The 21533-nt window shown below is 71.9% G+C and carries 22 protein-coding genes; 15 read left to right on the top strand and 7 right to left on the bottom strand.

Going from position 1 to position 21533, the window contains the following annotated elements; genetic code table 11:
• Nucleotides 1-182 precede the first annotated feature (182 nt).
• Nucleotides 183-2456 carry a hypothetical protein gene (locus ACBJ32_RS06470; RefSeq protein WP_375125892.1) on the bottom strand — a complete coding sequence of 758 codons (2274 nt, stop codon included), beginning with the start codon at nucleotides 2454-2456 and terminating at the stop codon, nucleotides 183-185.
• A gap of 164 nt (nucleotides 2457-2620) precedes the next feature.
• Here ACBJ32_RS06470 and ACBJ32_RS06475 point away from each other — a divergent pair, with 164 nt between their 5' ends.
• From ACBJ32_RS06475 to ACBJ32_RS06510, 8 genes are all read left to right on the top strand, one after another.
• Entirely contained in the window at nucleotides 2621-3097 is a 477-nt protein-coding gene (locus tag ACBJ32_RS06475; protein WP_375125893.1) for an RrF2 family transcriptional regulator, read from the top strand.
• Between the two features lie 82 nt (nucleotides 3098-3179).
• Nucleotides 3180-3620 carry a carboxymuconolactone decarboxylase family protein gene (locus ACBJ32_RS06480; protein ID WP_375125894.1) on the top strand — a complete coding sequence of 147 codons (441 nt, stop codon included), beginning with the start codon at nucleotides 3180-3182 and terminating at the stop codon, nucleotides 3618-3620.
• A gap of 246 nt (nucleotides 3621-3866) precedes the next feature.
• Nucleotides 3867-4478 carry a DUF3558 family protein gene (locus tag ACBJ32_RS06485; protein WP_375125895.1) on the top strand — a complete coding sequence of 204 codons (612 nt, stop codon included), beginning with the start codon at nucleotides 3867-3869 and terminating at the stop codon, nucleotides 4476-4478.
• Nucleotides 4479-4608: 130 nt separating this feature from the next.
• Entirely contained in the window at nucleotides 4609-4833 is a 225-nt protein-coding gene (locus ACBJ32_RS06490) for a hypothetical protein (protein WP_375125896.1), read from the top strand.
• A gap of 25 nt (nucleotides 4834-4858) precedes the next feature.
• Nucleotides 4859-5263: a hypothetical protein gene (locus tag ACBJ32_RS06495; RefSeq protein ID WP_375125897.1), complete on the top strand. Its 405-nt coding sequence runs from the start codon at nucleotides 4859-4861 to the stop codon at nucleotides 5261-5263.
• 348 nt (nucleotides 5264-5611) lie between these two features.
• Nucleotides 5612-6388, top strand: a complete 777-nt coding sequence (gene uppS / locus ACBJ32_RS06500; protein WP_357885589.1) for a polyprenyl diphosphate synthase — start codon at nucleotides 5612-5614, stop codon at nucleotides 6386-6388.
• Between the two features lie 117 nt (nucleotides 6389-6505).
• Nucleotides 6506-7276, top strand: coding sequence for a GNAT family N-acetyltransferase (locus tag ACBJ32_RS06505; RefSeq protein ID WP_375125898.1), 771 nt, complete (start codon nucleotides 6506-6508; stop codon nucleotides 7274-7276).
• 74 nt (nucleotides 7277-7350) lie between these two features.
• Nucleotides 7351-8217, top strand: a complete 867-nt coding sequence (locus ACBJ32_RS06510; RefSeq protein WP_375125978.1) for a pentapeptide repeat-containing protein — start codon at nucleotides 7351-7353, stop codon at nucleotides 8215-8217.
• Between the two features lie 78 nt (nucleotides 8218-8295).
• Here ACBJ32_RS06510 and ACBJ32_RS06515 read toward each other — a convergent pair whose 3' ends face one another.
• Nucleotides 8296-8799 carry a MarR family winged helix-turn-helix transcriptional regulator gene (locus tag ACBJ32_RS06515; protein WP_375125899.1) on the bottom strand — a complete coding sequence of 168 codons (504 nt, stop codon included), beginning with the start codon at nucleotides 8797-8799 and terminating at the stop codon, nucleotides 8296-8298.
• A 76-nt stretch (nucleotides 8800-8875) separates the two neighbouring features.
• On the opposite strand from ACBJ32_RS06515, the gene ACBJ32_RS06520 reads away from it, so the two are divergent.
• The gene (locus ACBJ32_RS06520; RefSeq protein ID WP_375125900.1) at nucleotides 8876-9793 is read left to right on the top strand and encodes an EamA family transporter; all 918 of its coding nucleotides are present in this window, start codon (nucleotides 8876-8878) and stop codon (nucleotides 9791-9793) included.
• Nucleotides 9794-9866: 73 nt separating this feature from the next.
• Here ACBJ32_RS06520 and ACBJ32_RS06525 read toward each other — a convergent pair whose 3' ends face one another.
• On the bottom strand, nucleotides 9867-11234 hold the full coding sequence (locus ACBJ32_RS06525; RefSeq protein WP_375125901.1) for a family 43 glycosylhydrolase: 1368 nt from the start codon (nucleotides 11232-11234) through the stop codon (nucleotides 9867-9869).
• Between the two features lie 323 nt (nucleotides 11235-11557).
• Between ACBJ32_RS06525 and ACBJ32_RS06530 the strand changes: the two genes are divergently transcribed.
• Nucleotides 11558-12421: an SMP-30/gluconolactonase/LRE family protein gene (locus tag ACBJ32_RS06530; protein ID WP_375125902.1), complete on the top strand. Its 864-nt coding sequence runs from the start codon at nucleotides 11558-11560 to the stop codon at nucleotides 12419-12421.
• 284 nt (nucleotides 12422-12705) lie between these two features.
• Here ACBJ32_RS06530 and ACBJ32_RS06535 read toward each other — a convergent pair whose 3' ends face one another.
• Nucleotides 12706-13776, bottom strand: a complete 1071-nt coding sequence (locus ACBJ32_RS06535; protein ID WP_375125903.1) for a TetR/AcrR family transcriptional regulator — start codon at nucleotides 13774-13776, stop codon at nucleotides 12706-12708.
• 81 nt (nucleotides 13777-13857) lie between these two features.
• On the opposite strand from ACBJ32_RS06535, the gene ACBJ32_RS06540 reads away from it, so the two are divergent.
• Nucleotides 13858-15036 (top strand): cytochrome P450, encoded by a 1179-nt coding sequence (locus tag ACBJ32_RS06540; RefSeq protein WP_375125904.1) that lies wholly within the window; start codon nucleotides 13858-13860, stop codon nucleotides 15034-15036.
• A gap of 9 nt (nucleotides 15037-15045) precedes the next feature.
• The gene (gene clpX / locus ACBJ32_RS06545; RefSeq protein WP_375125905.1) at nucleotides 15046-16299 is read left to right on the top strand and encodes an ATP-dependent Clp protease ATP-binding subunit ClpX; all 1254 of its coding nucleotides are present in this window, start codon (nucleotides 15046-15048) and stop codon (nucleotides 16297-16299) included.
• Nucleotides 16300-16507: 208 nt separating this feature from the next.
• Here the strand turns inward: clpX and ACBJ32_RS06550 are convergent, their stop codons facing one another.
• Both ACBJ32_RS06550 and ACBJ32_RS06555 read right to left on the bottom strand, forming a co-directional pair.
• A complete protein-coding gene (locus tag ACBJ32_RS06550) occupies nucleotides 16508-17113 on the bottom strand; it encodes a hypothetical protein (RefSeq protein WP_375125906.1) in 606 nt (201 codons plus the stop codon).
• The gene (locus ACBJ32_RS06555) at nucleotides 17100-17363 is read right to left on the bottom strand and encodes a hypothetical protein (protein WP_375125907.1); all 264 of its coding nucleotides are present in this window, start codon (nucleotides 17361-17363) and stop codon (nucleotides 17100-17102) included. Before ACBJ32_RS06555 ends, ACBJ32_RS06550 begins: the two co-directional genes overlap by 14 nt.
• 177 nt (nucleotides 17364-17540) lie before the next feature.
• Between ACBJ32_RS06555 and ACBJ32_RS06560 the strand changes: the two genes are divergently transcribed.
• The 3 genes from ACBJ32_RS06560 (at nucleotide 17541) to ACBJ32_RS06570 (ending at nucleotide 21186) form a co-directional block, all read left to right on the top strand.
• Complete coding sequence (locus ACBJ32_RS06560; RefSeq protein ID WP_357885619.1) at nucleotides 17541-18218, top strand: response regulator transcription factor; 678 nt, start codon at nucleotides 17541-17543, stop codon at nucleotides 18216-18218.
• 92 nt (nucleotides 18219-18310) lie between these two features.
• A complete protein-coding gene (locus ACBJ32_RS06565; RefSeq protein ID WP_357885621.1) occupies nucleotides 18311-18694 on the top strand; it encodes a response regulator transcription factor in 384 nt (127 codons plus the stop codon).
• Nucleotides 18664-21186 (top strand): sensor histidine kinase, encoded by a 2523-nt coding sequence (locus tag ACBJ32_RS06570; protein ID WP_375125908.1) that lies wholly within the window; start codon nucleotides 18664-18666, stop codon nucleotides 21184-21186. Before ACBJ32_RS06565 ends, ACBJ32_RS06570 begins: the two co-directional genes overlap by 31 nt.
• Before the next feature lie 135 nt (nucleotides 21187-21321).
• Here the strand turns inward: ACBJ32_RS06570 and ACBJ32_RS06575 are convergent, their stop codons facing one another.
• A complete protein-coding gene (locus ACBJ32_RS06575) occupies nucleotides 21322-21531 on the bottom strand; it encodes an MbtH family protein (protein WP_357885625.1) in 210 nt (69 codons plus the stop codon).
• Nucleotides 21532-21533 lie beyond the last annotated feature (2 nt).

Consider the following 21533-nt stretch of genomic DNA (forward strand, 5'->3'; position numbering starts at 1 on the left):
CGGGGCGGAGGGGCCACACCACACCCGCGTGACAGATGCCGCCGAGTTGACGGCGGAGTACCTGGTTCTCGTGCCGGAGCGCCAGCAGCTCAGCGTCTTCATGCAGATCAGCGCGAACCAGGTAGCGGCGGCTGACGGGTCGGGAGAGCCGTCAGCGTTGACGTCCCGCCACGCGCCCGGGGTCACTTCCGGTTCCGGTGGACGATCTCCTTGTCGCCCTTGCCCGGATACGCCATGATGAGCAGCCGCTGCCCACTCTGCGCCTCGCCCTTCCAGGGGAACCAGGCGTAGTGCACGCGGATACGGTAGTGCCCCTTGCGCCCGTTGAGGGCGAGGTTGGGCAGCTCGGTGCCGCTGAGGCTGTCGTAGAGCACGATCTCGCCGCCCGGGCTGTAGTAGCCGACCTCGACCACCTTGTCCCAGCCCGTGGTCTCGACGGGCGGCCGGCGGGTGTAGGTCTCCAGGGTGACGCAGAGGTCGAAGTCGGGGTGGGTCATGACGGCCAGGACGCCGCGCGCGGAGAAGACCAGCCCGTTGCCGGCGTCCATGTCCGGCTCGGTCTCCTCCTCTCCTTCCCCCTCGTACGTCTGCAGCACCCCGTAGTCGGTCCACTGCGGCTCCTTCATCCGGGTCGCCCGGGCCGGCTTGATGCGCGGGCGGTGGTGCGGCGTGGCGTCGCACATGGCTTGGGAGTCGGCCTGCATCGCCGCGATCTCCTGGTCCTGCTTGGCCTTCGCGGCCTGGACGATGGTGGTGGCGCTGGGACAGATGCCGGCCAGAGGAGAGGTGAGGGACGCGCGGTCGATCTTCAGCCGGGCCAGCTCCCGTGGGTCGTTGCGGGTGTGGACGCCGCACAGGTGGCGTCCGTAGGCGAGCACGACCTGGTCGGGCGTGGTGCCGGGGAACACGTGCAGGCCCTGTGCGCTGTAGTCGCCGCGCAGGGAGCACACGAACTTCTGCTCGGCCGTCAGCTCGCGCGGCTCCGCCTCGCCCGTGTCGATCTCCCACCACTCGGGCATCTCGCAGTCCGCGACGGGGCCGCGGGCCATGTCCGCTGCGGGCAGCAGGCACAGGGTCACGGCCGAGGCGAGCGCCGCCAGGAGGACGTGGTGGCGGACGCGGTGGGCGGGCGGGGCGGCGTACAGAAGGAGCAGGATGAGGCCGGAGGCGGTGAGCGCGAGGGCGTACCAGAGCGGGGAGATGCCGGGGGAGAGGAGCTGGGCGCTCTCGTAGGGGACGGTGGCGCCCTGCTCGACGTAGAGGCTTTCCGGGTAGAGCCACAGCTCCCCGAAGAAGGTGGAGTGCTCCGAAGTGAGCGCGCTCACGGCGCCGGCCCCGCCCAGCAGGAACAGGCTCAGCGTCGTAGCGCGCAGTAACGTGCGCGTCCGCCGCCGCACGGCGAGCAGGATCAGCACCGCCGGCGCGCCGACGCCGACGAGGAGGTCGAGCGCGAACCAGTACGCGGTGGCCTCCGATCCGGTGTACTCGCGTACCGCGTCGCTCAGCGCGTTCTTCGGCCCGAGCCAGAACGGCACCCCCTGTGCGAGGTTGACGGCCGCGGGGACCAGCGGGAGCACGATCGCCACGGCCGGCAGTGGCCACCACCTGGCGCGCGCCCACACGGGCTCCGTCCGGGGCGCGGGAGGCTGGAGCGTGCCCAGGTCGTGCGCGGACCGCGCCCACCAGACCAGCGAGAAGACCGAAACCGCGCCCAGGAGCGAGGGCATCAGCAGCTTCCACGGCACCGCGTCCGAGCCGCCGAACGCCACGAGCGAGACCGAGCCGGACGAGAGGAAGGACAACAGGACCGCGATCACGCCGGCCCGTACCGTCGCGCCGCACCAGCGCGGATCCCGCGCCTGCGCCACCAGCAGCGACACCAGCCACACCGACCACAGCACGCCCAGCGCCCAGGTCCAGCTCTGCCCGGCGAAGAGGTGGTTGCCCGTCTGGTACGCGATGGTGGTGACCACGTTGTGCACCACGCTGAGCGTGCCGGTCACGAGCATGAGCACCCGCAGCCATCGGCGGATGCTCCCCCGCAGCACGCGGAAGAACAGCCATATCACCGCGAGCTCGATCACATCGGCGACCAGCGACAGCCACCAGAGGTAGGGGATCGGCAGTTCCCAGGTCAGGACGTACACGATCATGGCGTAGAGAACGACCCGCAGCAGTCGCGCCTCCCTGCCGTGCCGCGCCGGTTCTCCGCGCAGCCGCCCGCGCAACACCTCCCGATACGCCCACGCCTGCACCGCCGCGATCGGCACCAGCAGGGCGGGCAGCCACGGCCACGCCCCGATCTCGTCCGCCAGGTATCCGTCCGGGTCCGCCACGACCCTCCACAGCGGGACGAGGTCGCCGGTGACCAGTCCGACGACGGCAAGGACGATCACGGCGGCCAAGTAGAGAGCCGCGAAGCCGGCGGCGAGCCGGCCGAAACGATGGCGGCGCATGAGGCACTCCGGGATGGGGGTGAGGAGGAAAGCGCCAAACCTTACTGATCCGCGGTCAAGTGGATCAAGCGCCGGCTCCCCTGGGCGGCTCTTGGCCTGCAGCTCGGGCGCGTGCGCCGAGTTGCGCCGGACAATCCTGGATGTTTAGTATCCAGGTTATGCGGATGAGTGAGGGAGTGGAATGGGCCCTGCACTGCTGCCTGAACCTGACCTGGGTGGAGTCCGGGGAGGCGATGACAGCGGTCCAGCTGGCGGCGTTCTACGAGCTGCCGGCGGCGTACCTGAACAAGCAGCTTCAGGCGCTGTCGCGGGCGCAGATCCTCACTTCGACGCCCGGCCCCCGGGGCGGGTTCCGGCTGGCGCGCCCGCCGGAGCGGATCACGCTGCTCGACGTGGTGACGGCGATAGAGGGCCCGGGGGAGGTGTTCCGCTGCGAACAGGTGCTGCGCAAGGGTCCTGCCGGGCGGGAGGACGTCGACTACCGCAAGGCCTGCCTCATCTCGCAGTCGATGCGGCAGGCCGAGCTGGCCTGGCGCAGAGAGCTGGCCGGGCAGACCCTGGCCGACATCAAGGCACGGGTGGAGCGCCAGGCGCCCGGCACCCCCGACGCCACGCGCACCTGGTTCGCCAGGCGGCGCTGAGCAAGCCCTCGGGTAGGCAGCTCGCCCGTCCGCCAAAATTCTGGATATCCAATATCTAAGATAGTGAGAATGGAGAAGGTCCATGCGTATGAGCATGCGCAAGCCCGCCGCCGAAGGGATGAAGGCGATGTTGGCCCTGGAGGCATACATCGGCGGCAGCCCGGTCCCGGAAACCACCCTCCACCTGCTGAAGCTGCGGGTCAGCCAGATCAACGGCTGCGGATTCTGCGTCGACATGCACGCTCGTGAGGCCCGGCAGTCCGGCGTGTCCGACCAGCGCCTGTTCGGCGTCGCCGCCTGGCGCGACACCCCGTTCTTCTCGGAGGAGGAGCGAGCGGCCCTGGCGCTGGCCGAGGCGGCCACGCGTCTGGCCGACAACCCCGACGGCGTGCCCGACGCGGTCTGGGACGATGTCGCCGACCACTACGACGAGGAGCAGCTGGCCGGGCTCGTCATGGCCATCGCCGCAATCAACGCGTGGAACCGGATCAACGTCACCCTGCGCAACGAGCCCGCCGCCTGATCGGCGGCTCCTCGATCCAGCCGGCTCAGGTGCCTCAGCGGCCAGGTGCCTGGCCGGCCTCACGCCGTAGGCCTCTGTCCTCGGGCCCCGGCAGAAACAGGATCAGAGGAATCTCAACGAGACACCTAGCCATCGGACGGTGGCGAGGCGACCCGCGGGAACGTCGTCAGTCCCACGACATGGGCGAACACGACTCCGGCGGGCTCGTGGGGACCGGTCCCGGACAGACGCCTCTATCATGCCGATATGCTGCGTTTCGATCTTGATCGGCGGCTCAGGAGCGGGTTGACTCGCCGAAAGACCGGGCTGGTGCTCGTCCTTGCCGGGGTCCTGCTCAGCGTCGGGTGTTCGAGCGGGCAAGCCGGTTCGCGGAGACCGTCTCCCCATCCGACGCACTTCTCCTCCGCCCCTGCCTCACCTTCTTCGTTCGCCTCTGCCTCGGCTCCCGCGCAGCTGCGCAAGTATCCCCGGGAGCAGTTGGCGTCCAAGCCGTGCCTGGCTCTCGACGAGCGCGACCTCGCGGCCCTGGGAATCAGCGGCCGGGGGAAGCAGGAGCCCCGCAAGCATGGAGTGTCATGCACGTGGAAACTGGCGGGGCAGAACGTCAGCCTCGCGCTGGATCTACCACTGTCCTATGCGAAGACGATGACCAAGAACGGGCGCGTCTCGCAGGTGCCGGTGGGACAGCACCAGGCTGTGCAGGCCGAGTTTCAGCGGATCTGCTTCATCTTCGTCGCGGTGGACGATGTCGATCAGTTGATCGGCACGACGACCATTCCGGAACGCGGGGTGTCACAGGACGGTACGTGTCCCGCGGGAGCGTCGGTCGCCGCTGCTGCCCTGACCCATATCCGTTGAAATCAGGAGGACACGATTGACTTCCTCCCTCTCGTGAAGGACCCCGCTGGGGACCCCCATTGCGGTCATTATTGAGCTACCGGAACGACACTGATGGTGAGATCTTGGCGCTCGGGAGGGGGAGTCGGAGATGCTGGAGGAGCGACATGGGCGACAGGCGCCCGAGTTGACCGCCCAAGTGCTTGCGGAGCCTTCCCCAAAGGGCAGCCCAGCGGTGTGGCTGCGGGATGTGCTGGGCGAAGTGTTCTCGGACGAGTTCCTCGCCGAAGCGTTTCCCGCAGATGGTCGCCTGGCCGTCTCGCCAGGCGCGTTGGCGACGGTTTCAGGTGGCAGTACGCCGATCCCACCCAAATGAGGCCGCTACCAGCGAGGTGAAGGCTGTGCTGTTTTTCATTGCAGGAGCCCCCCTGTATTTTGCAATAGGAGGATTCGGTGTTGTCATCTTGCTCGTCGGATGCACCGCCGAGTCCTGGCTCAACAACCCGTGGATCTTGGCGGCAGTCGCAGCCGGAATGATAGTTGTCGGCGCTCTCACCTTTATTTTGGCACGGATCGCACTACCATCGATCAGGCGGACTCTCCGCGGCTTTCATGGATTCACGGTCGTTGTCATCTTCATGCTTGTAACATTTATGAGTTTTGCTTTTATGGGGGCGACAGCTGGTGGCATGATGTCCACGCTTGCGCTATTTGCTATGGGTCGGATTGATTATGGATTTGGTTTTCTGGCCATCACGGCAGCAGGCTACCTTGTCGCCAGGACCCTTGAGGACGCCCTCCCATAAGAACCGCGCATGTTCGGCGCACAGCCAAGACACGTGGCATCGGCGGACCGCCACCACCTCCAGTAGCCGTGACGGCAGCACGCGGCGAAGGGGGGTTCTGGTCTGCTTCGGCCCGTGCGGCGGCACTTCCGGCAATGCCCGCGCCCGACGAGGGGTCAGCGATGAAGCCTGGGATGACCTGATGCACAACGGCGCCCTCATCGTCCGCCGACCAAGTCGGGCGCTGGCGCCAAGTCGCCCACGACGATCTTGCGGGCCACGGCCCGGCAGGGGAGGCGTCGGAGAGCTTATCCGTCAGAAATCGGGAAAGATCAGGTTCCGGACCGCCGTCCGCGTCATCCTTGGAGGGTGCAGACGACTGACCTCCTTCACTCCCTCTACGCCCGGCGCCTGCGCCGTCAGGTCATGGCGGGACCTCTGCCCCGCCACGTCGGCCTGATCATGGACGGCAACCGGCGCTGGGCCAAGCAGATGGGCATGGCCAACCCGAGCATGGGCCACAAGTACGGCGCCGACCACATCGAGCACGTGCTGACCTGGTGCGAAGGGCTCGGCATCCAGCACCTGACCGTGTTCCTCTGCTCGACGGAGAACCTCCAGCGCCGCGGCGACGAGGAGGTGGCCTTCCTGCTGAAGGTGATCGAGCAGATGGTCGCCGACCACTTCGACCGCCCCGACGCCCGCTGGCGGGTTCACGTGGCCGGGATGCTCGACATCCTGCCCGACACCACGGCCCGCGCGCTCAAGAGCGCCGTCGAGGCCACCCGCACCTGCGACACCGGCTTCCATCTCACCCTGGCCATCGGGTACGGCGGCCGCCAGGAAGTCATCGAGGCGCTGCGCGAGCTGCTGTACGAGCGGGCCGAGGCCGGGCAGTCCATGGTGGAGCTGGCCTCGTCCCTGACCGTGGACGACGTGGCCCGCCACCTGTACACGGCCGGGCAGCCGGACCCCGACCTGGTCATCAGGACCAGCGGCGAGCAGCGCATGTCGAACTTCCTGCTCTGGCAGTCCGCCTACTCCGAGCTGTACTTCTGCGAGGCGTACTGGCCGGCGTTCCGCGAGATCGACTTCCTGCGCGCGCTGCGCAGCTTCGCTGACCGGCAGCGGCGTTACGGGGGCTGACCGGCAGCCATGTGTCCGGGAGGTATGGGCGGGGCGCTGACCGGTGGCGGCGTTCCGGCAGCCGGCCGGGAGGTAAATCGGTTGCGGGCGGGACGGGGCCGCTGGTGAGGTGTCCCGGTGAATCATGCAGAGGTACTGGCGGCCTTCGACCGGGAGTCGCGGCGCGAGGCCGTGGCCGCCGGCCCGGACACCGAGATCGAGCGTGACGGCGACGTGGTGCGCCAGGTGGGGCCGGAGGACGGCTGGAACGGTGTTCTCTGGTCCGGCCTGCGCGGCGACGGCCAGGACGCCGACGCCGCGATCGCCGCGCAGGTGCGGTACTTCGGTGCGCTCGGGCGCCCGTTCGAGTGGAAGCTGTACGGCCACGACCGGCCCGCCGACCTCGGTAGCCGCCTCCTGTCCGCCGGCTTCACCCCCGAACCCGCCGAGACGCTCATGGTGGCGCGGGCCGCCGGGATCCCCGACACTCCCGCCCCCGACGGGGTCCGCCTGGTACCGGTGACCGATCAGGCCGGCGTGGAGCTGGTGGCCGACGTGCACGAGGCCGCCTTCGGCGCCGGGCGCGTACACATCAGGCAGGCCCTGCTCGCCCAGCTCGCCGCCGGCACCGTCGTCGCGGTCGTCGCCATGGCGGGCGACGTGCCGATCAGCGCCGCCCGCATGGACCTGCCCACCGGCACCCGGTTCGCGGGCCTGTGGGGCGGCGGCACCGTGCCGGAGTGGCGGGGGCGGGGCGTCTACCGGGCGCTGGTCGCCTACCGCGCCCGGGAGGCGGTGGCGCGCGGCTACGAGTACCTGCAGGTGGACGCCTCCGACCAGAGCCACCCCATCCTGCTGCGGCTGGGCTTCGCCGAGCTCACCACGACGACGCCGTACGTCCATCCTTGAGTACCCTTGACTGACTGCTTGTACCGTTTCCCGCTGAGCCCGAGGAGCATGTCACGAACCCCCGAGAGCTCGGCCTGCTGGCCGACTGTGAGAGTTGCTTCGGGCTGTGCTGCGTCGCGCTGCCGTTCTCGGCCTCTGCCGACTTCGCCGTGGACAAGGACGACGGGCAGCCCTGCCACAACCTGCGCGACGACTTCCGCTGCTCGATCCACGCGCAGCTGCGGGAGCGCGGGTTCCCCGGGTGCACGGTGTTCGACTGCTTCGGGGCCGGGCAGAAGGTGTCGCAGGTCACGTACGAGGGACGCAGCTGGCGGGAGGCGCCGGACACGGCGCGGCAGATGTACGCGGTGTTCCCCGTCATGCGGCAGCTCCACGAGCTGCTGTGGTACCTCGCCGAGGCGTTGACCCTGGACGCCACGCGGCCGCTGCACGACACGCTGCGGCTCGCCCTGGCCGAGACCGAGCGGCTCACCAGGCAGAGCGCCGGCGTGCTGGAGAAGCTCGACGTGGCCGCCCACCGGGGTGAGGTGAACGAGCTGCTGCTGCGGGCGAGCGAGCTGGCGCGGGCCGGGCTGAACGGCAAGGAACGCAGGGGAGCCGACCTCATCGGCGCCCGGCTGAAGGGGGCCGGGTTGCGCGGCGCCAACCTGCGCGGGGCCTATCTCATCGGGGCCGACCTGCGGGGCGCCGACCTGCGGCAGGCGGACCTGATCGGGGCCGACCTGCGGGGCGCCGACCTGTCGGGGGCCGATCTCACGGGCTGCATCTTCCTGACCCAGGCGCAGGTCAACGCCGCCAGGGGCGACTCCGCCACCCGGCTGCCCGCCCGGCTGACCCGCCCTGCCCACTGGGCACAGGGCAGCAACGGCGGCAGTGGCGGCAGTGGCGAGCGCCGCCCGGCCGGCGGCAAGCGTGCGGGCCGCCGCCCGCGCCGCCGCTGACGCCATCCCGCCGACCGGACTGTACCGCCACGTCACCTCGTCAGGTCACCCAGGCGACGCCACCCCGCTTCGCACGCCTCACAGCGCGTCCGCCGTGTCCCCCAGGGACTCCAGCAGGTCGCGCAGCGTTTCGGCGAGGGCCGCGCGGCGGTCCTCCGGCAGTGCGGCCAGCACCCGGTGCTCCGTCTCGACGTGGTCGGGCAGCACGCGTTCGATCAGCGCGTACCCCTCCTCGGTGAGCGTCACGTGGACGACGCGCCCGTCCGACTCGCTGGGCGTGCGCCTCACCAGCCCGCGTGCCTCCAGGCGGTCGAGGCGCTGCGTCACCGCGCCCGAGGTGATCATGGAGGCGCGCATCAGCTCGGCGGGCGTCAGCCGGTGCGGCGGGTCGCTGCGGCGCAGCGTGGCCAGGACGTCGAACGAGGCCCTGTCCAGCTCGTGTGCGGCGAACGTCCGGCGTAGCTCCGCGTCGATCAGCCGGTGCAGGCGCGACAGCCGCCCGATCACGCCCATCGGGGAGACATCCAGGTCAGGGCGCTGGTCGTGCCATTGCTTCAGGACGAGTTCGACATGATCGGCCACCGCCCCAGCCTACCGATGTCTTAGCGGTGAGGTATATCACGCGACAGGTTGCTTAGCGTTGAGATACTTTGTCTTAGTGCTAAGGAATCGAACGGGCCTCGTCCTCGTGACCGCGCTGACCCCCGCCATCTGGGGCACCACGTATCTCGTCACCACCGAGCTCCTCCCGCCCGGCCGCCCGCTCCTGGCCGCCGTGCTCCGGGCCCTGCCCGCCGGTCTGCTGCTGGTCGCCATCACCCGGTGCCTGCCGCGGGGGATCTGGTGGTGGCGGGCGCTGGTGCTGGGAGCGCTGAACATCGGCGTGTTCTTCGCGTTGTTGTTCGTGGGGGCGTACCGGCTGCCCGGAGGGGTGGCGGCGACCGTCGGCGCCATCCAGCCGCTGTTGGTCGCCCTGCTGTCGGCGGGGCTGCTCGGCGAGCGGCTCACCTGGCGCACCATGGTGGCCGCCGTGGCGGGCGTGGCCGGGGTCGGCCTGCTCGTGCTGCGTGCTGATGCGCGGCTGGACATGCTGGGCGTGGCCGCGGCGCTCGGCGGGGCCGCCGTCATGGCGGTCGGGGTCGTGCTGAGCAAGCGGTGGCAGTCGCCCGCGCCGCTGCTGGCCACCACCGGATGGCAGCTCGTCGCCGGCGGTTTGCTGCTGGTTCCCGTCGCGCTGGTCGTCGAAGGGGCGCCGCCGGCGACGTTGAGCGGGGCGAACGTCGCCGGGTACGCCTACCTCTCGCTCATCGGGGCGGCGCTCGCCTACGCCCTGTGGTTCAGGGGGCTGCGGGTGTTGTCGGCCACCAAGGTCACCTTCCTCGGGCTGCTCAGCCCCGTCGTGGCGACCGCGCTGGGATGGATCGTGCTCGGCCAGGAGCTCACCGCCGCCCAGGCGTTCGGCGCGGTCGTCGTGCTGGCCGCGCTGGCCGCCGCCCAGCTCCAGCCCTCCCGGCCGCGCCCCGCCGCGCCGCGCGTGCCCCTCGATGAGCCCGAGCCGGCCGGACGGCGAGCTTGATCAACGTGCGCGCAGCTCGATGGGGAACCGCGCGGTGGCGAGGCGGAGCGGCCGCGCCACCGCGGGGCCGGGCTCAGTGCCCCCGGTTCGGACGCTGGACGTACAGGCGGTTGCCCTCGGGGCCGGTCCACTCCATCCGCACCACGCCGGCCACGGCGGCGTCGCCGACGCGTGACGGGTCGGCCCAGTAGCCGAAGGCGGGGTTGCGGAAGAACGTCGCCCAGACCTTGCCGCTGTGGTCGACGAAGAGGTTGTTGTGACCCGCGCCGACGCCCGCGGTCCACCGCTTCGAGTACGGTCCCTCGAAGGTGTCCGAGACGGCCACGACGGCGTCGTACTGGTACTGCACCCGGCCGGCGGCGGGCGGGTCGTAGGCGTAGCGCGTGCTGCCGTCGGCGTTGACCGACGACCGGTCCCACGCGGCGTGCAGCAGGTAGTACTTGCCGCCGTGCTTGAAGACGTAGGCGCCTTCGAGGTACGGCTCGGGCGTGTAGGGCGTCTGCTGGAACTTCGGCAGGTTCGTGGTCGGGACGATGTCCTCCATGTCGTCCCGGAACTTCGCGTACAGGTGGTTGTGCAGCACCAGCCACGCGTCGTCGCCCTCGGCGTAGAGGCTGCCGTCGATGTGGTGGTAGGCGCCGGGCTTGATCCAGTTGGGCCCGCCGATGAACGAGTCGCCGAACGGCTTGTCGTGGTTGCCCTCGACCAGCCGGTACGGGCCCTCCACCCCGCCCTCGCTCACCAGCATGAACGAGCCGACCTTCTGGGAGTGGTCGCCCATGCACGCCACGATGTACCACTTGCCGCGGAAGTAGTGCACCTCCGGCGCCCACGCGTTGCCCCGCTTGCCGAACTGGCCCTCGTCGGTCCAGTGCTCCTGCCACGGAGCCACGACCACCCGCCCCGGCCGGTTCTCCCCGGCGAACTCGGGCGACCACACCTTGCCCTTCTCGGCGTCCGGCCGGATGCGCGTGGTGTCGGCCAGCCGCCACGGGCCGCGCAGGGACCGGGCCGTCCAGATGAAGATGCCGTCGTTCCACGGGCCGGCCGCGGCGAGGCCGGGCGCGCGGGTGGTGCCCGTGGCGACGTAGAGGGGGCGGCCGCCCACGCGGAAGCAGTTGACGTAGGTGTCGCGGATCCAGACCCGGCCGAGCTCCTCGTCGCGGGGGCGCAGCTCCAGGGGGAGGACGAAGGAGTTGTCGTCACGCGGCCACAGGTCCTGGCGGGTGTCGGCGAGGCCGTAGGGCTCGGGTTCGGGCCAGTTCGCCGGGTAACGCCGCATCGACGCGGTCTCCGCCTGGGAGGCGACAGCAGCCGCCGGCGAAGTGCCCGCGGACGCCTGGGCCGCGGAGGCCGGCAACGCCGCCGCTCCCAGGAGGCCCGCCACCCCGGTCAGCAGGGATCGTCGGTCGACGTTCGACCCGTTGTCGGAACCAGTCATCAATTGTGTCCTTCCGCCTCGGCGCATGCCGAACTCGCCCCACCCGGAGGGCCGGGTGCGGGGCCGCCGTTCGTGCGCAATGCGGAGAGTCTGCCCAAGAGGCTCAAATTTCGTCAATAACCCGGAAGAAATCTTCCCCGGGCCTCGCAAGCAGGCCATGGACGGCAAAAGAGCAGGTCAGAGGGCCATGAACGAAAGTGTGGGGGTGCACCGTCCGTAACGTTCGCGTAACGGGCTTGTCGGAGCGGCCCGTCGCGCGGTTAGGTGGCGTCCGTGATCAGGCTCACTGCTCGGAGCGCTCGACCGGCACGCGGGGGAGTGGCATGACCATCACCGCGTACACCGTCACCGGCCCCGTCGCCGAGCACGGCGAGGGGCCCGTGTGGTCCGCCCGCTGGGGCGGGCTGCGGTGGGTGGACATGCTGGCGGGGGACGTGCTCGCGCTCGCCGCCGACGGCGCGGTGCGCCGCCGGCACGTCGGCGCGGTGGCCGCGGTCGTACGGCCGCGCGTCTCCGGCGGGTACGTCGTCGCCGCCGAGCGGGAGCTGCTGCTGGCCGGCTCCGACGACCTCGACGCCCCGCTGCGCTCGCTGGGCGAGGCGTGGAGCGAGCCCGGGATCCGCATGAACGAGGGCGGCTGCGACCCCGACGGCCGCTTCTACATCGGCAGCATGGCCTACGACGCCTCGCCGGGCCGCGGCTCGTTCTACGTGGCCGGGCCGGGAGGCGCGCTGCGGGTGGTGCTGCCCGAGGTGACGATCTCGAACGGGTTCTGCTTCAGCCCGGACGGGCGGCTGGCCTACTACGCCGACACCGCCACCGGGCGCGTGGACGTGCTCGACTACGACCCCGAGGAGGGGCTGAGCGGGCGGCGGCCGTTCGCCGTGGTGGACCCGGAGCGGGGCGCGCCCGACGGGCTGACGGTGGACGCCGAGGGCGGGGTGTGGGTGGCGATGTGGCAGGGCGGGGCCGTGCACAGGTACGACCCGGGCGGGCGGCTCGACGCCGTCGTCCGGCTGCCGGTAGGCAAGGTCACGGCGGTCACGTTCGGCGGCGAGGACCTCGACCGGCTGTTCGTCACCACCTCGGCCCTCGGCGTGGACCGTGCGGAACAGCCGGAGGCGGGGGCGATCTTCTGCGCCGACCCCGGTGTCCGCGGCCTGCCGGTGCTGCCCACGACCCTCTGAGAGCGGGCCGCGCTCTCGGTCGCGTGCTCGGCCCGTGACGGGTTGGCGGGGGGCGACGTCCAGCACCCGCGGCGGACGGGAAGGGCCGTCCGCGGCGTCAGCCGGCTCCCGGCAACACCACGGCCTGCCGCACAGGCGGCCGACGGGCGGGACACCGGCGTGAACGTCGCCCATGGCTTGGACAGCGTTTGCCCGCCCGCCGGTTCCATCCGGCGAGGAACCCGATCCCGCGGTCGCGCCCGCCCAGGTCAGCGGGACCCGTCCTGCGGTCGCGCCCGCCGCGGTCAGGGGTGCCGGGCGGCCGCATGTCCGGCGCCGTAGCCCTCCGCGCGCACGACGATCCGGCCCGACCGCACCCGGAGCGCGACCTCCGTGTCGTCGCCGGGCTCCGCCACCCCGGCCGCCGCCGCCAGCGCGCCGCTCTCGTCGTACACCACCCGCAGCCGCGGCCACGCAGGCCGCGGGAACGCCTGCCGCAGGCACGTGCTCATCTCGGCGATCACCAGCCGGGCCAGCGGCAGCAGCTCCTTGGGCGCGCCCGTCGCCACGACGGCGGTGACCTCGGCGTCCGCCGGCGCCGCGCGGACCGCGTCCTCGGCGGCCGAGAGCCGGTGCAGCCCGAGCACCGCCACCACGCCGTCGCGCTCCAGCCGGGCCGGCCCGCCGCCGACCGCGTCGATCGCCCCGGGCGGCGGCGACCAGGGCTCGGCCGTCTCCCGCACCCGGGGGAGCAGGGGCGCCGGCGCCCACCGGTCGCCCAGGTCGAGGCCGGCGAGCTGCTCGCACACCCGGATCACGTTGAACGGCTCCACGAACCCCGGCGCCGCGGCCGACAGCTGCGTGGCTCCCTGCAGGACCGTGAGCACCGACTCGGCCAGCCGCACCAGCCGCCCGTCCGGCTCCTTCGGCGGGCGCAGCCGCTCCATGGCCAGCCCGAGCAGGACCGCGTTGAGCTGCATGAGCTGCGCGTACGGCCGCCGCGTGACCTCGTCGGCGAGGATCTCGGGGATCAGGTGCATGCTCAGCCTGCTCGGCTGGCGCTCGTCCTCGGTGGCCAGCGGCAGCCGGGTCACCCAGGCGCGCGCCACCTCGCCGAGGGCCTCCCGCACGGTGAGCGCGGGCTCCTCGGGGGCGGTCACGGGCACGCGCTCGGCCAGGTCGGCCAGCACGGCGAAGTAGAGCGCCCGCTTGCCGGGGAAGTTCGAGTAGACCGCTCCGCGCGTGAGCTCGGCGCGGTCGGCGATGTCGTCGATCTTGGCTTCCCTGAACCCGCGCTCGGCGAACTCCGCCCTGGCCGCGGCCAGCACCCTCGCGCGATTGCGCTCCTGGGTCTCCGCTCTGGTGAGCCGGGCCAACCGTCCTCCTCGTTGCCGTCCGCTCCGCAGCCAAGATACCGTGAACATCCAGATGATGGGATCATTCGAAATGGGGCCACGATGGATGTGCCGGAGATCGACCTGACCGACCCGGCGGTGCTGCACGACCCGTACACGGCGTACGCGCAGGTCAGGGAGCGGTCCGCGGTGGTGCGGCTGCTGGTGCCGGGGTTCGGCCCGTTCTGGGCCGTGACGCGGCACGAGGAGGCCAGGGCGATGCTGGCCGACCCGCGCATGCGGATCAACGAGTCCAGCTTCATGCGGCCCGACGTGCCCGAGCACTGCCTGCCGTACATGCGCACGATGTCGGAGACGAACGGTGCCGAGCACGCGCGCCTGCGCCGGCTGGTCGCGCCCGCGTTCACGCCGCGCAGGGCCGGCGAGTTCGGCGCGCGCATCGAGCGGATCGTCGAGGGGCTGCTGGACGAGCTGCCGGAGCGGGAGCCGGTGGACCTGCTGGAGCGCTTCGCCAAGCCGCTGCCGATCGACGTGATCTGCGAGCTGGTCGGCATCCCGCCCGCCGACCGCCCGCGCTGGCGGGAGTACGGCGCCGCCATCGCCGCCGGGCACGGCGAGCGGTTCGCGCGGTCCATCCCGGGGATCATCGGCGACGCCAGGTCCGCGATCGCCGCGGTCAAGGCGCGGCCCGGCGACGGCCTGCTGTCCGACCTGGCCCGGGTCGTGGAGGAGGACGGCGACAGGCTCTCCGACGACGAGCTGGTCACCATGGTGTGGCTGCTCGTCCTGGCCGGCCAGACCCCGGCCAACCTCATCGCGAACGGCGTCGCCATCCTGCTCGCCCATCCGGACCAGCTCGCCGCGCTGCGCGCCGACCCCGCTCTGCTGCCGCGCGCCGTGGACGAGCTGGCGCGCTGGAGCCCGCCGCAGCCGATGACCGTGCCGCGTTTCCCCGCCGAGGACGTCGAGATCGGCGGCGTGACCGTCCCCGAGGGGCAGCCGGTCACGGTCTCCGTGGCCTCCGCCAACCGGGACCCGCGCGTGTTCGACGAGCCCGACAGGTTCGACGTCACGCGGGAGCCTGGGCCGCACCTCGGGTTCGGTCACGGGCCGCACTTCTGCGTGGGCGCGTCGCTGGCCCGCGTGGAGACCGCCGTCGCGCTGGGGGCCCTGCTGCGCCGCTTCCCTGATCTGGCGCTCGCGGAGGAGGCGTCGTACCTGCCGGACCCGGGCACGAGGCGGCTGGCGTCCCTGTCCGTGACCCTGCGCCCGGCGGGCTGAGGCGGCGCGATGGCACGCACCGGAAGGGACGACCTGCCGCACTGCTCGTTCTGCGGCAGGAGCCAGAGCGAGGTACGCAGGCTCATCGCGGGCCCGCCCTCCGTCTGCATCTGCGACGAGTGCGTGGGCCAGTGCACCGAGCTCATGGCCGAGGAGCGCGCGGCGCGGAGCCCCGCGGCCGTGGAGCCGCCCAGGCCGCGCGAGATCCACGCCTTCCTCGACCAGTACGTGATCGGACAGGACCAGGCCAAGCGCGCCCTGTCGGTGGCGGTCTACAACCACTACAAGCGCGTCCGCGCGTCCGACGCCGAGCTGGGCAAGTCGAACATCCTGCTGGCCGGCCCCACGGGAAGCGGCAAGACGCACCTGGTGCGGACGCTCGCCCGGCTGCTCGACGTGCCGTTCGCCGTGGCCGACGCCACCGCGCTCACCGAGGCCGGATACGTCGGCGAGGACGTCGAGACCATGCTGCTCGCGCTCGTCGAGGCGGCCGGCCACGACCTGGCCAGGGCCGGGACCGGCATCGTCTACATCGACGAGATCGACAAGATCGCCCGCAAGGGCGAGAACCCGTCGATCACCCGCGACGTCTCGGGCGAGGGCGTGCAGCAGGCGCTGCTGAAGATCCTGGAGGGCACGGTGGCCGGCGTGCCGCCGCAGGGCGGCAGGAAGCACCCCCACCAGGACCTCATCCAGCTCGACACGACGAACGTGCTGTTCATCGCGGGTGGCGCGTTCGCCGGCCTGGAGCAGATCGTCGAGCGGCGGGTGGCGCGTGGCGGCGCCGGCTTCGGCGCCACGCCGCGGTCAGGACCCGACGACGACCTGCTGGCCCAGGTGATGCCGCAGGACCTCGTCCGGTACGGGTTCATCCCGGAGTTCGTCGGCAGGGTCCCCGTGGTGGCGACGCTGCGCCCGCCGGACCGCGAGGCGCTGATCCGCATCCTGACCGAGCCGCGCAACGCGCTGATCAAGCAGTACCGGCGGCTGCTGGAGCTCGACGGGGTCGAGCTGGAGTTCACGGACGACGCCGTGGCCGCCGTCGCCGAGCAGGCGCTGCTGCGCCGCACCGGGGCCAGGGCGGTGCGCGCGATCATGGAGGAGGTGCTGCTCAACGTCATGTACGAGGTCCCGGGCCGCGACGACGTGGCCCGCGTCGTGATCACCCGCGAGACGGTGCTGGACCACGTCAACCCGACCCTGGTGCCCCGCGACCACCCCCAGGGCCGGCGCGGCCCCGAACGCCGGGAGAGATCCGCCTGAGCCTGCCAGGAAGAGCGGTCCGGCGCAGCCGGCCGGCGCGGCACCGGCCGGCTGCGCGAATGCCGGCCACCCGGACGGAACCGCCCCCGTCCGGGTGGCCGCAGCCCCAGGGGCCGGGGCGGCCCGGTGGCCCCGGCACTCCCTGAGGCTGGGAAGGGCGGCAGGCTCGGGTGGCGTGAGCCCCGTCCGCCCAGGTGATGGGGCGGGGTCAGCCGGCCAGCCGCTCCAGCGGGCGCTCCGCGCCCGGCTCGCCGTCGCCCCACGTCGCCGCCCCGGGCACGTCGCCCCCCGCGTCCCGCCGCACGATGTCCACCGTGACGAACTGCGCCCGGTCCGGGTGCCGCCGCACGCGGACGTGAGCCGCGCAGCAGGCCGCCGCTATTTCCGCGCCGAACGCCTCGAAGTCGTCGGCGCAAATCCCCGCGCGGAGCAGAATGAAAGCCCTTTCCCCGGAGCCGGTCGGCGTTATCCAGAGGATCAGCGGAATTCTGCCCGCGCGGGTGTGCATGGACGTCTCCGCGCACACCCGCTGGATCCGGTGCCGGGAAAACAGGCACCAGAAGTGCCGCATCATCCATTTCCGGCCGGCCGGCACCGTGGCGGGCACGCCGACGGGACCCGCCAGCGCGACCGGCGCCCACCACATCCCCCGGCCCACGGCGATCGCGATCACGACCGCCGCCCCGGCCGCGAGCAGGAGCAGGACGATCTCCGTACGCCACCGCCACAGCCGCGTGACCAGCCCGGGGCCCGGCTCCAGGAGCGGGCCCCCGGTCACCGCGTACGGGTTGTGGCGCGGGTTACGCGGGAACATGACGATCATCTCCTACGGCCGACGACTCCCGGGCGGCCCGCAGCCCGGCGAGCCGGGCCGCCTTGAGCGCGTCGAAGCGCGGGTCGCGATACCGCCTGGAGCCGAACCCCGTTCTGGTGACCGTCCACCCGTACTGGCGGGCCCGCTCGTCCTGGTCCGCGCACAACGCCCGGTCGGCGCGCGCCAGCAACTCGCTGACGTAGGACCTGATTCGCGATACTCGCGCGGCGACGTGAAACATTTCGGCCACCACTCCCCCTCCGTCTTCGTCCCTGTGGAGAACCCCGCATATCCGTGCGCAGATTGGCTGCTGATACCGCCAGTTTGCGTTGCGCCCGCTCATTCAGCGATAAAGCTGGCTCCCGAATCGGTGGTTCGGTTTTCCGCACCCGTTGAGCGGGCGGGGGCGGCGGACTAACGTTGCCACGTGACGTCCTTCCGGGTGGTGATCGCCGAGGACCACCTGCTGGTGCGGGCCGGGATCGAGGCCCTCATCGCGACCGAGTCCGGGGCGGAGGTCGTCGGCGTCTGCTCGGGCTACGAGGCGCTGATGGAATGCGTCGACCAGGAGAAACCCGACGTCGTCGTCACCGACATCCGCATGCCGCCGACCATGAGCGACGAGGGCATCAGGGCGGCCACGACGCTGCGGGCCAGCCACCCGGACGTGGCCGTGCTGGTGCTGTCGCAGTTCCTCGACCCGACGTACCTGCTGGCCCTGATCGAGCAGGGCAGCAGCAGGCGCGGTTACCTGCTCAAGGAGCGCATCGCCGCGCCCGGCGAGCTGATCTCGGCGGTGCGCACGGTCGCCTCCGGCGGGTCGTTCATCGATCCCGTGGTCGTCGAGTCGCTGGTCTCGGCCAAGGCCCGCAACGACGCCGGCATGCTGCGGCACCTGACGCCGCGCGAGCGCGAGACGCTCGCCGAGGTCGCCGCCGGCCGGTCGAACCTGGCCATCGCGACCGCGTTCAACGTCTCCGAGCGCGCGGTCGAGAAGTACATCAACTCCATCTTCGTCAAGCTCGGCCTGCGCGGCGACCGCGACACCAACCGGCGCGTCAAGGCGGTCCTGATGTTCCTCGACTCCGGCTCGGCGCCGGGGTAGGCCGCCGCTCCCAGCCCGGCGGCCCGAAATCCGGCCGGGATAGTGATGGTGGCACCACCGACACGGCGGCGATCGAATGCGACGATCAGCCTGTGGACCAACAGTTCGTGCGCGTTCTGGTGGTGGACGACCTGCCGTCGTTCCGCCGGGCCGTGGCCGGCGTGATCGCGGTGGCGGACGGGTTCGTGCTGGCGGGGGAGGCGGCCAGCGGCGAGGAGGCGCTCGACTTCCTCCGGGACCACGCCGTCGGGATGGTGCTGATGGACGTGAACATGCCCGGCATGGGCGGCCTGGAGGCGGCCCGGCGCATCAGGTGCGGGCATCCGGACGTCACCGTGGTGCTGCTGTCGGTCAACAACACGGAGGACCTGCCTCGTGACGCGATGGTGATGGGGGCCCATTATCGGCACAAGGACCGCTTCGGCCCCGACGAACTGGAGGCGCTGTGGAGCGACGGGGGGCAGGCAGACTCCTAGCCGGCCTGCGGGGGCATGAGATCATCGAGATCGGCGCGCCGGAGTGGGAGCGGCTGCGCACCTACATCCAGGCGGACCTGATCGGCGTCGTGGTGGCCGCGGGCTGGGTCGCGGTGCTGTGGGCGGCGGTCCGGCGCGAGGGCTGGCTGCTGGCCATCGTCGTGCTGCTGCTCATCATGGCGGCGTTCCTGCTGCGTGCGATCCACCTGATCCACCGCTACCGGCGCTTCGCCGCCGTCGTCGTCTTCGCGCTGTCCAACTGGATCGTGGCCGTGGCCGTGACCTCGGTGGTGCCGTTCGCGCTGGCCACGCTGGCGCTGGCGGTGCTGCTGCCGGTGCTGGTGGCGGTGCAGCACATGAACCACGAGCGGCTGTCGGCCATGCTCGGCGCGACCATGCTGGTCGGCACGGCGCTGGTCGTCGTGGGCAGCCTGACGCCCGGGGTCGGGCTGGAACGGCTGGTGCCGAAGACGGTCACGGACGCGCTGGCGATCGTGTTCATCCCGTTCATCACGATCCTGGTGTCGCTGGCCGCGTGGCAGAACCACGGCATGCTGGTCGCCAGGACCGAGGCGCTGCGCGAGTCGCGGGCCCGGCTGGTGGCGGCGGCCGACCGCGAGCGCTGCCAGATCGAGCGCAACCTGCACGAGGGCGCCCAGCAGCGCCTGGCCGCCGCCGCCGAGCAGACCCGGCAGGCGCAGCGGCTGCTCGACGCCGACCCGGGCCGGGCCGGCCCGCTGCTGGCCCGCCTGACGGACGACCTGCAGGAGGCCAGCGCGGAGCTGCGCGACCTGGCGCACGGCATCTACCCGCCCCAGCTCGGCCAGTACGGCCTGGAGACGGCGCTGCGCGCCGCCGCCCAGCACGCCCCGATCCCCACCACCGTGCACGCCAGCGGCGTCGGCCGCTACCCGCCCGAGATCGAGATCAACATCTACTTCTGCCTGCTGGAGGCCCTGCGGAACGCGAGCAGGCACGCGGGGGAGCAGGCCACGGTGATCATCAGCTTGCAGGACCGCAACGGGCTGTCCTTCGACTTCCGCGACACCGGCTGCGGCTGCGACCCCGGTCTCGTCCACACCGGCACCGGCATGATCAACATGAACGACCGCCTGGGCGCCATCGGCGGCACCCTCACCATCGACACCCGGCCCGGCGGCGGGCTGCGCCTGCACGGGCACCTGCCGCGGTCGGTGCTGGAGAGCGCCGGCGTGGAGCGCTCCCGCCAGGAGCGGGGCGGCGCCGTGCGCGGCGGGCTGCAGGCCGTCTGGCACCTCATCGCCCGGCTGTACACGAGCCTCCAGCGCAGCACCCACCCGCACCCCCACCAGTACATCGTCACCGGTCTGTGGGCCATCATGGGCGTCGCGCTCGGGGCGGGCGCGGTCGCCGCCGCGGCCTTCGCCGGCGTGCACAAGCTCTGGCTGCTCGCCCTGGCCGGCGGCTGGTGCACGGTGGCCCTGCTGGTCGTGGCGGCGCTGCGGGTCGTCAAGCGCCGCCGCATCGATCACGCCATCGGCCTCTCGGCGGCGATCACCTGGTGCTACGCGCTGACGCTGACCGCGATGATCCCGGCCGCGCTGCCGTACGCGACGCTGGTGATCGTGTCGCCGGTGCTGCTGTCGGTGGCGTTCCTGTCGCGGCGGCGCTTCAAGGTCATCATGGGCTGCACGGTCGCCGCCGCCGTCGCCGTCACGCTCGCCGGGCGGCTGGCCCCCGGCATCGGGTTCACCGGGAACGCCCCCGGGTGGCTGATCGCCGCCGTCGTCATCGCCCTGGTGGTGCTGGGCCTGACCCGGGCCTCGTACCTGGCCTGGCACAACCACGTGATGCTGGTGGCCAGGGCGGAGGCGCTGCAGGAGTCACGCGCCCGCCTGGTGGCGGCGGCCGACCGGGAGCGCCGCCAGATCGAGCGGAACCTGCACGACGGCGCCCAGCAGCGGCTCGTCGCCGCGGCCGTGCAGTCCAGGGTCGCCCAGCGGCTGATGGACACCGACCCCGCCCAGGCCGCCCCCGTGCTCGCGCAGCTCTCCTCCGACCTACGCGAGGCCCAGGCCGAGCTGCGCGACCTGGCGCACGGCATCTACCCGCCGCAGCTCGCCGAGTCGGGGCTGGAGGCGGCGTTGCGCGCGGCCACGCGTCACTCGCCGCTGCCGACCGAGATCCGCGCCACCGGCCTGGGCCGGTACCCGCCCGAGATCGAGATCAACATCTACTTCTGCCTGCTGGAGGCGCTGCAGAACGCCAGCAAGCACGCGGGCGAGCAGGCCGCGGTGACCATCGACCTGCGCGAGCAGGACGGCCTCTCCTTCGACCTCGCCGACACGGGCATCGGCTGCCACCCCGGCCTGATCCGCACGGGGCACGGCATCACCAACATGTACGACCGCCTGGGCGCCATCGGCGGCACCCTCACCATCGAGACCAGCCCCGGAACGGGGCTGCGCCTGCACGGGCACATCCCGGCCACCGCCTACCGCGCCGCGGGGTGAGCCGGCGGGCGCCGGCGGGCTCGGTGATCGAGCCGGCCGGCAGCACCACCGGGACGACCGGGGCGAGCAGCGGATGGCGGCGGCGCTGCAGGGTACGCCGCTGCTCGCCCGCCGGCCGTCCGCGCCGGACCCGGATCAGCCGTCCATGGCCTCGGCCAGCGAGCGGGGGCGCAGGTCGGTCCAGTGGCTCTCGATGTAGTCCAGGCAGGCGGCCCGGCTGCTGTCGGGGAGCACGACCGTCCAGCCGCCCGGAACCTCGGCGAAGGCAGGCCACAGGGAGTGCTGGTTCTCGGCGTTGACCAGGACGAGGAAACGGCCGTCCGGATCGTCGAAGGGGTTGGTCATGT

This window comes from Nonomuraea sp. GTA35 (assembly GCF_041950525.1).
In the GTDB taxonomy this organism is placed as follows: Bacteria; Actinomycetota; Actinomycetes; order Streptosporangiales; family Streptosporangiaceae; genus Nonomuraea.

What these genes read in the sequence shown, in the direction of transcription:
- ACBJ32_RS06470 (WP_375125892.1), bottom strand. Translation starts at nt 2,456, where the DNA reads ATGCGCCGCCATCGTTTCGGCCGGCTCGCCGCCGGCTTCGCGGCTCTC.
- ACBJ32_RS06475 (WP_375125893.1), top strand. Translation starts at nt 2,621, where the DNA reads ATGAGTGAGGGAGTGGAATGGGCCCTGCACTGCTGCCTGAACCTGACC.
- ACBJ32_RS06480 (WP_375125894.1), top strand. Translation starts at nt 3,180, where the DNA reads ATGCGTATGAGCATGCGCAAGCCCGCCGCCGAAGGGATGAAGGCGATG.
- ACBJ32_RS06485 (WP_375125895.1), top strand. Translation starts at nt 3,867, where the DNA reads ATGCTGCGTTTCGATCTTGATCGGCGGCTCAGGAGCGGGTTGACTCGC.
- ACBJ32_RS06490 (WP_375125896.1), top strand. Translation starts at nt 4,609, where the DNA reads ATGCTGGAGGAGCGACATGGGCGACAGGCGCCCGAGTTGACCGCCCAA.
- ACBJ32_RS06525 (WP_375125901.1), bottom strand. Translation starts at nt 11,234, where the DNA reads ATGACTGGTTCCGACAACGGGTCGAACGTCGACCGACGATCCCTGCTG.
- ACBJ32_RS06530 (WP_375125902.1), top strand. Translation starts at nt 11,558, where the DNA reads ATGACCATCACCGCGTACACCGTCACCGGCCCCGTCGCCGAGCACGGC.
- ACBJ32_RS06540 (WP_375125904.1), top strand. Translation starts at nt 13,858, where the DNA reads ATGGATGTGCCGGAGATCGACCTGACCGACCCGGCGGTGCTGCACGAC.
- clpX (WP_375125905.1), top strand. Translation starts at nt 15,046, where the DNA reads ATGGCACGCACCGGAAGGGACGACCTGCCGCACTGCTCGTTCTGCGGC.
- ACBJ32_RS06550 (WP_375125906.1), bottom strand. Translation starts at nt 17,113, where the DNA reads ATGTTCCCGCGTAACCCGCGCCACAACCCGTACGCGGTGACCGGGGGC.
- ACBJ32_RS06575 (WP_357885625.1), bottom strand. Translation starts at nt 21,531, where the DNA reads ATGACCAACCCCTTCGACGATCCGGACGGCCGTTTCCTCGTCCTGGTC.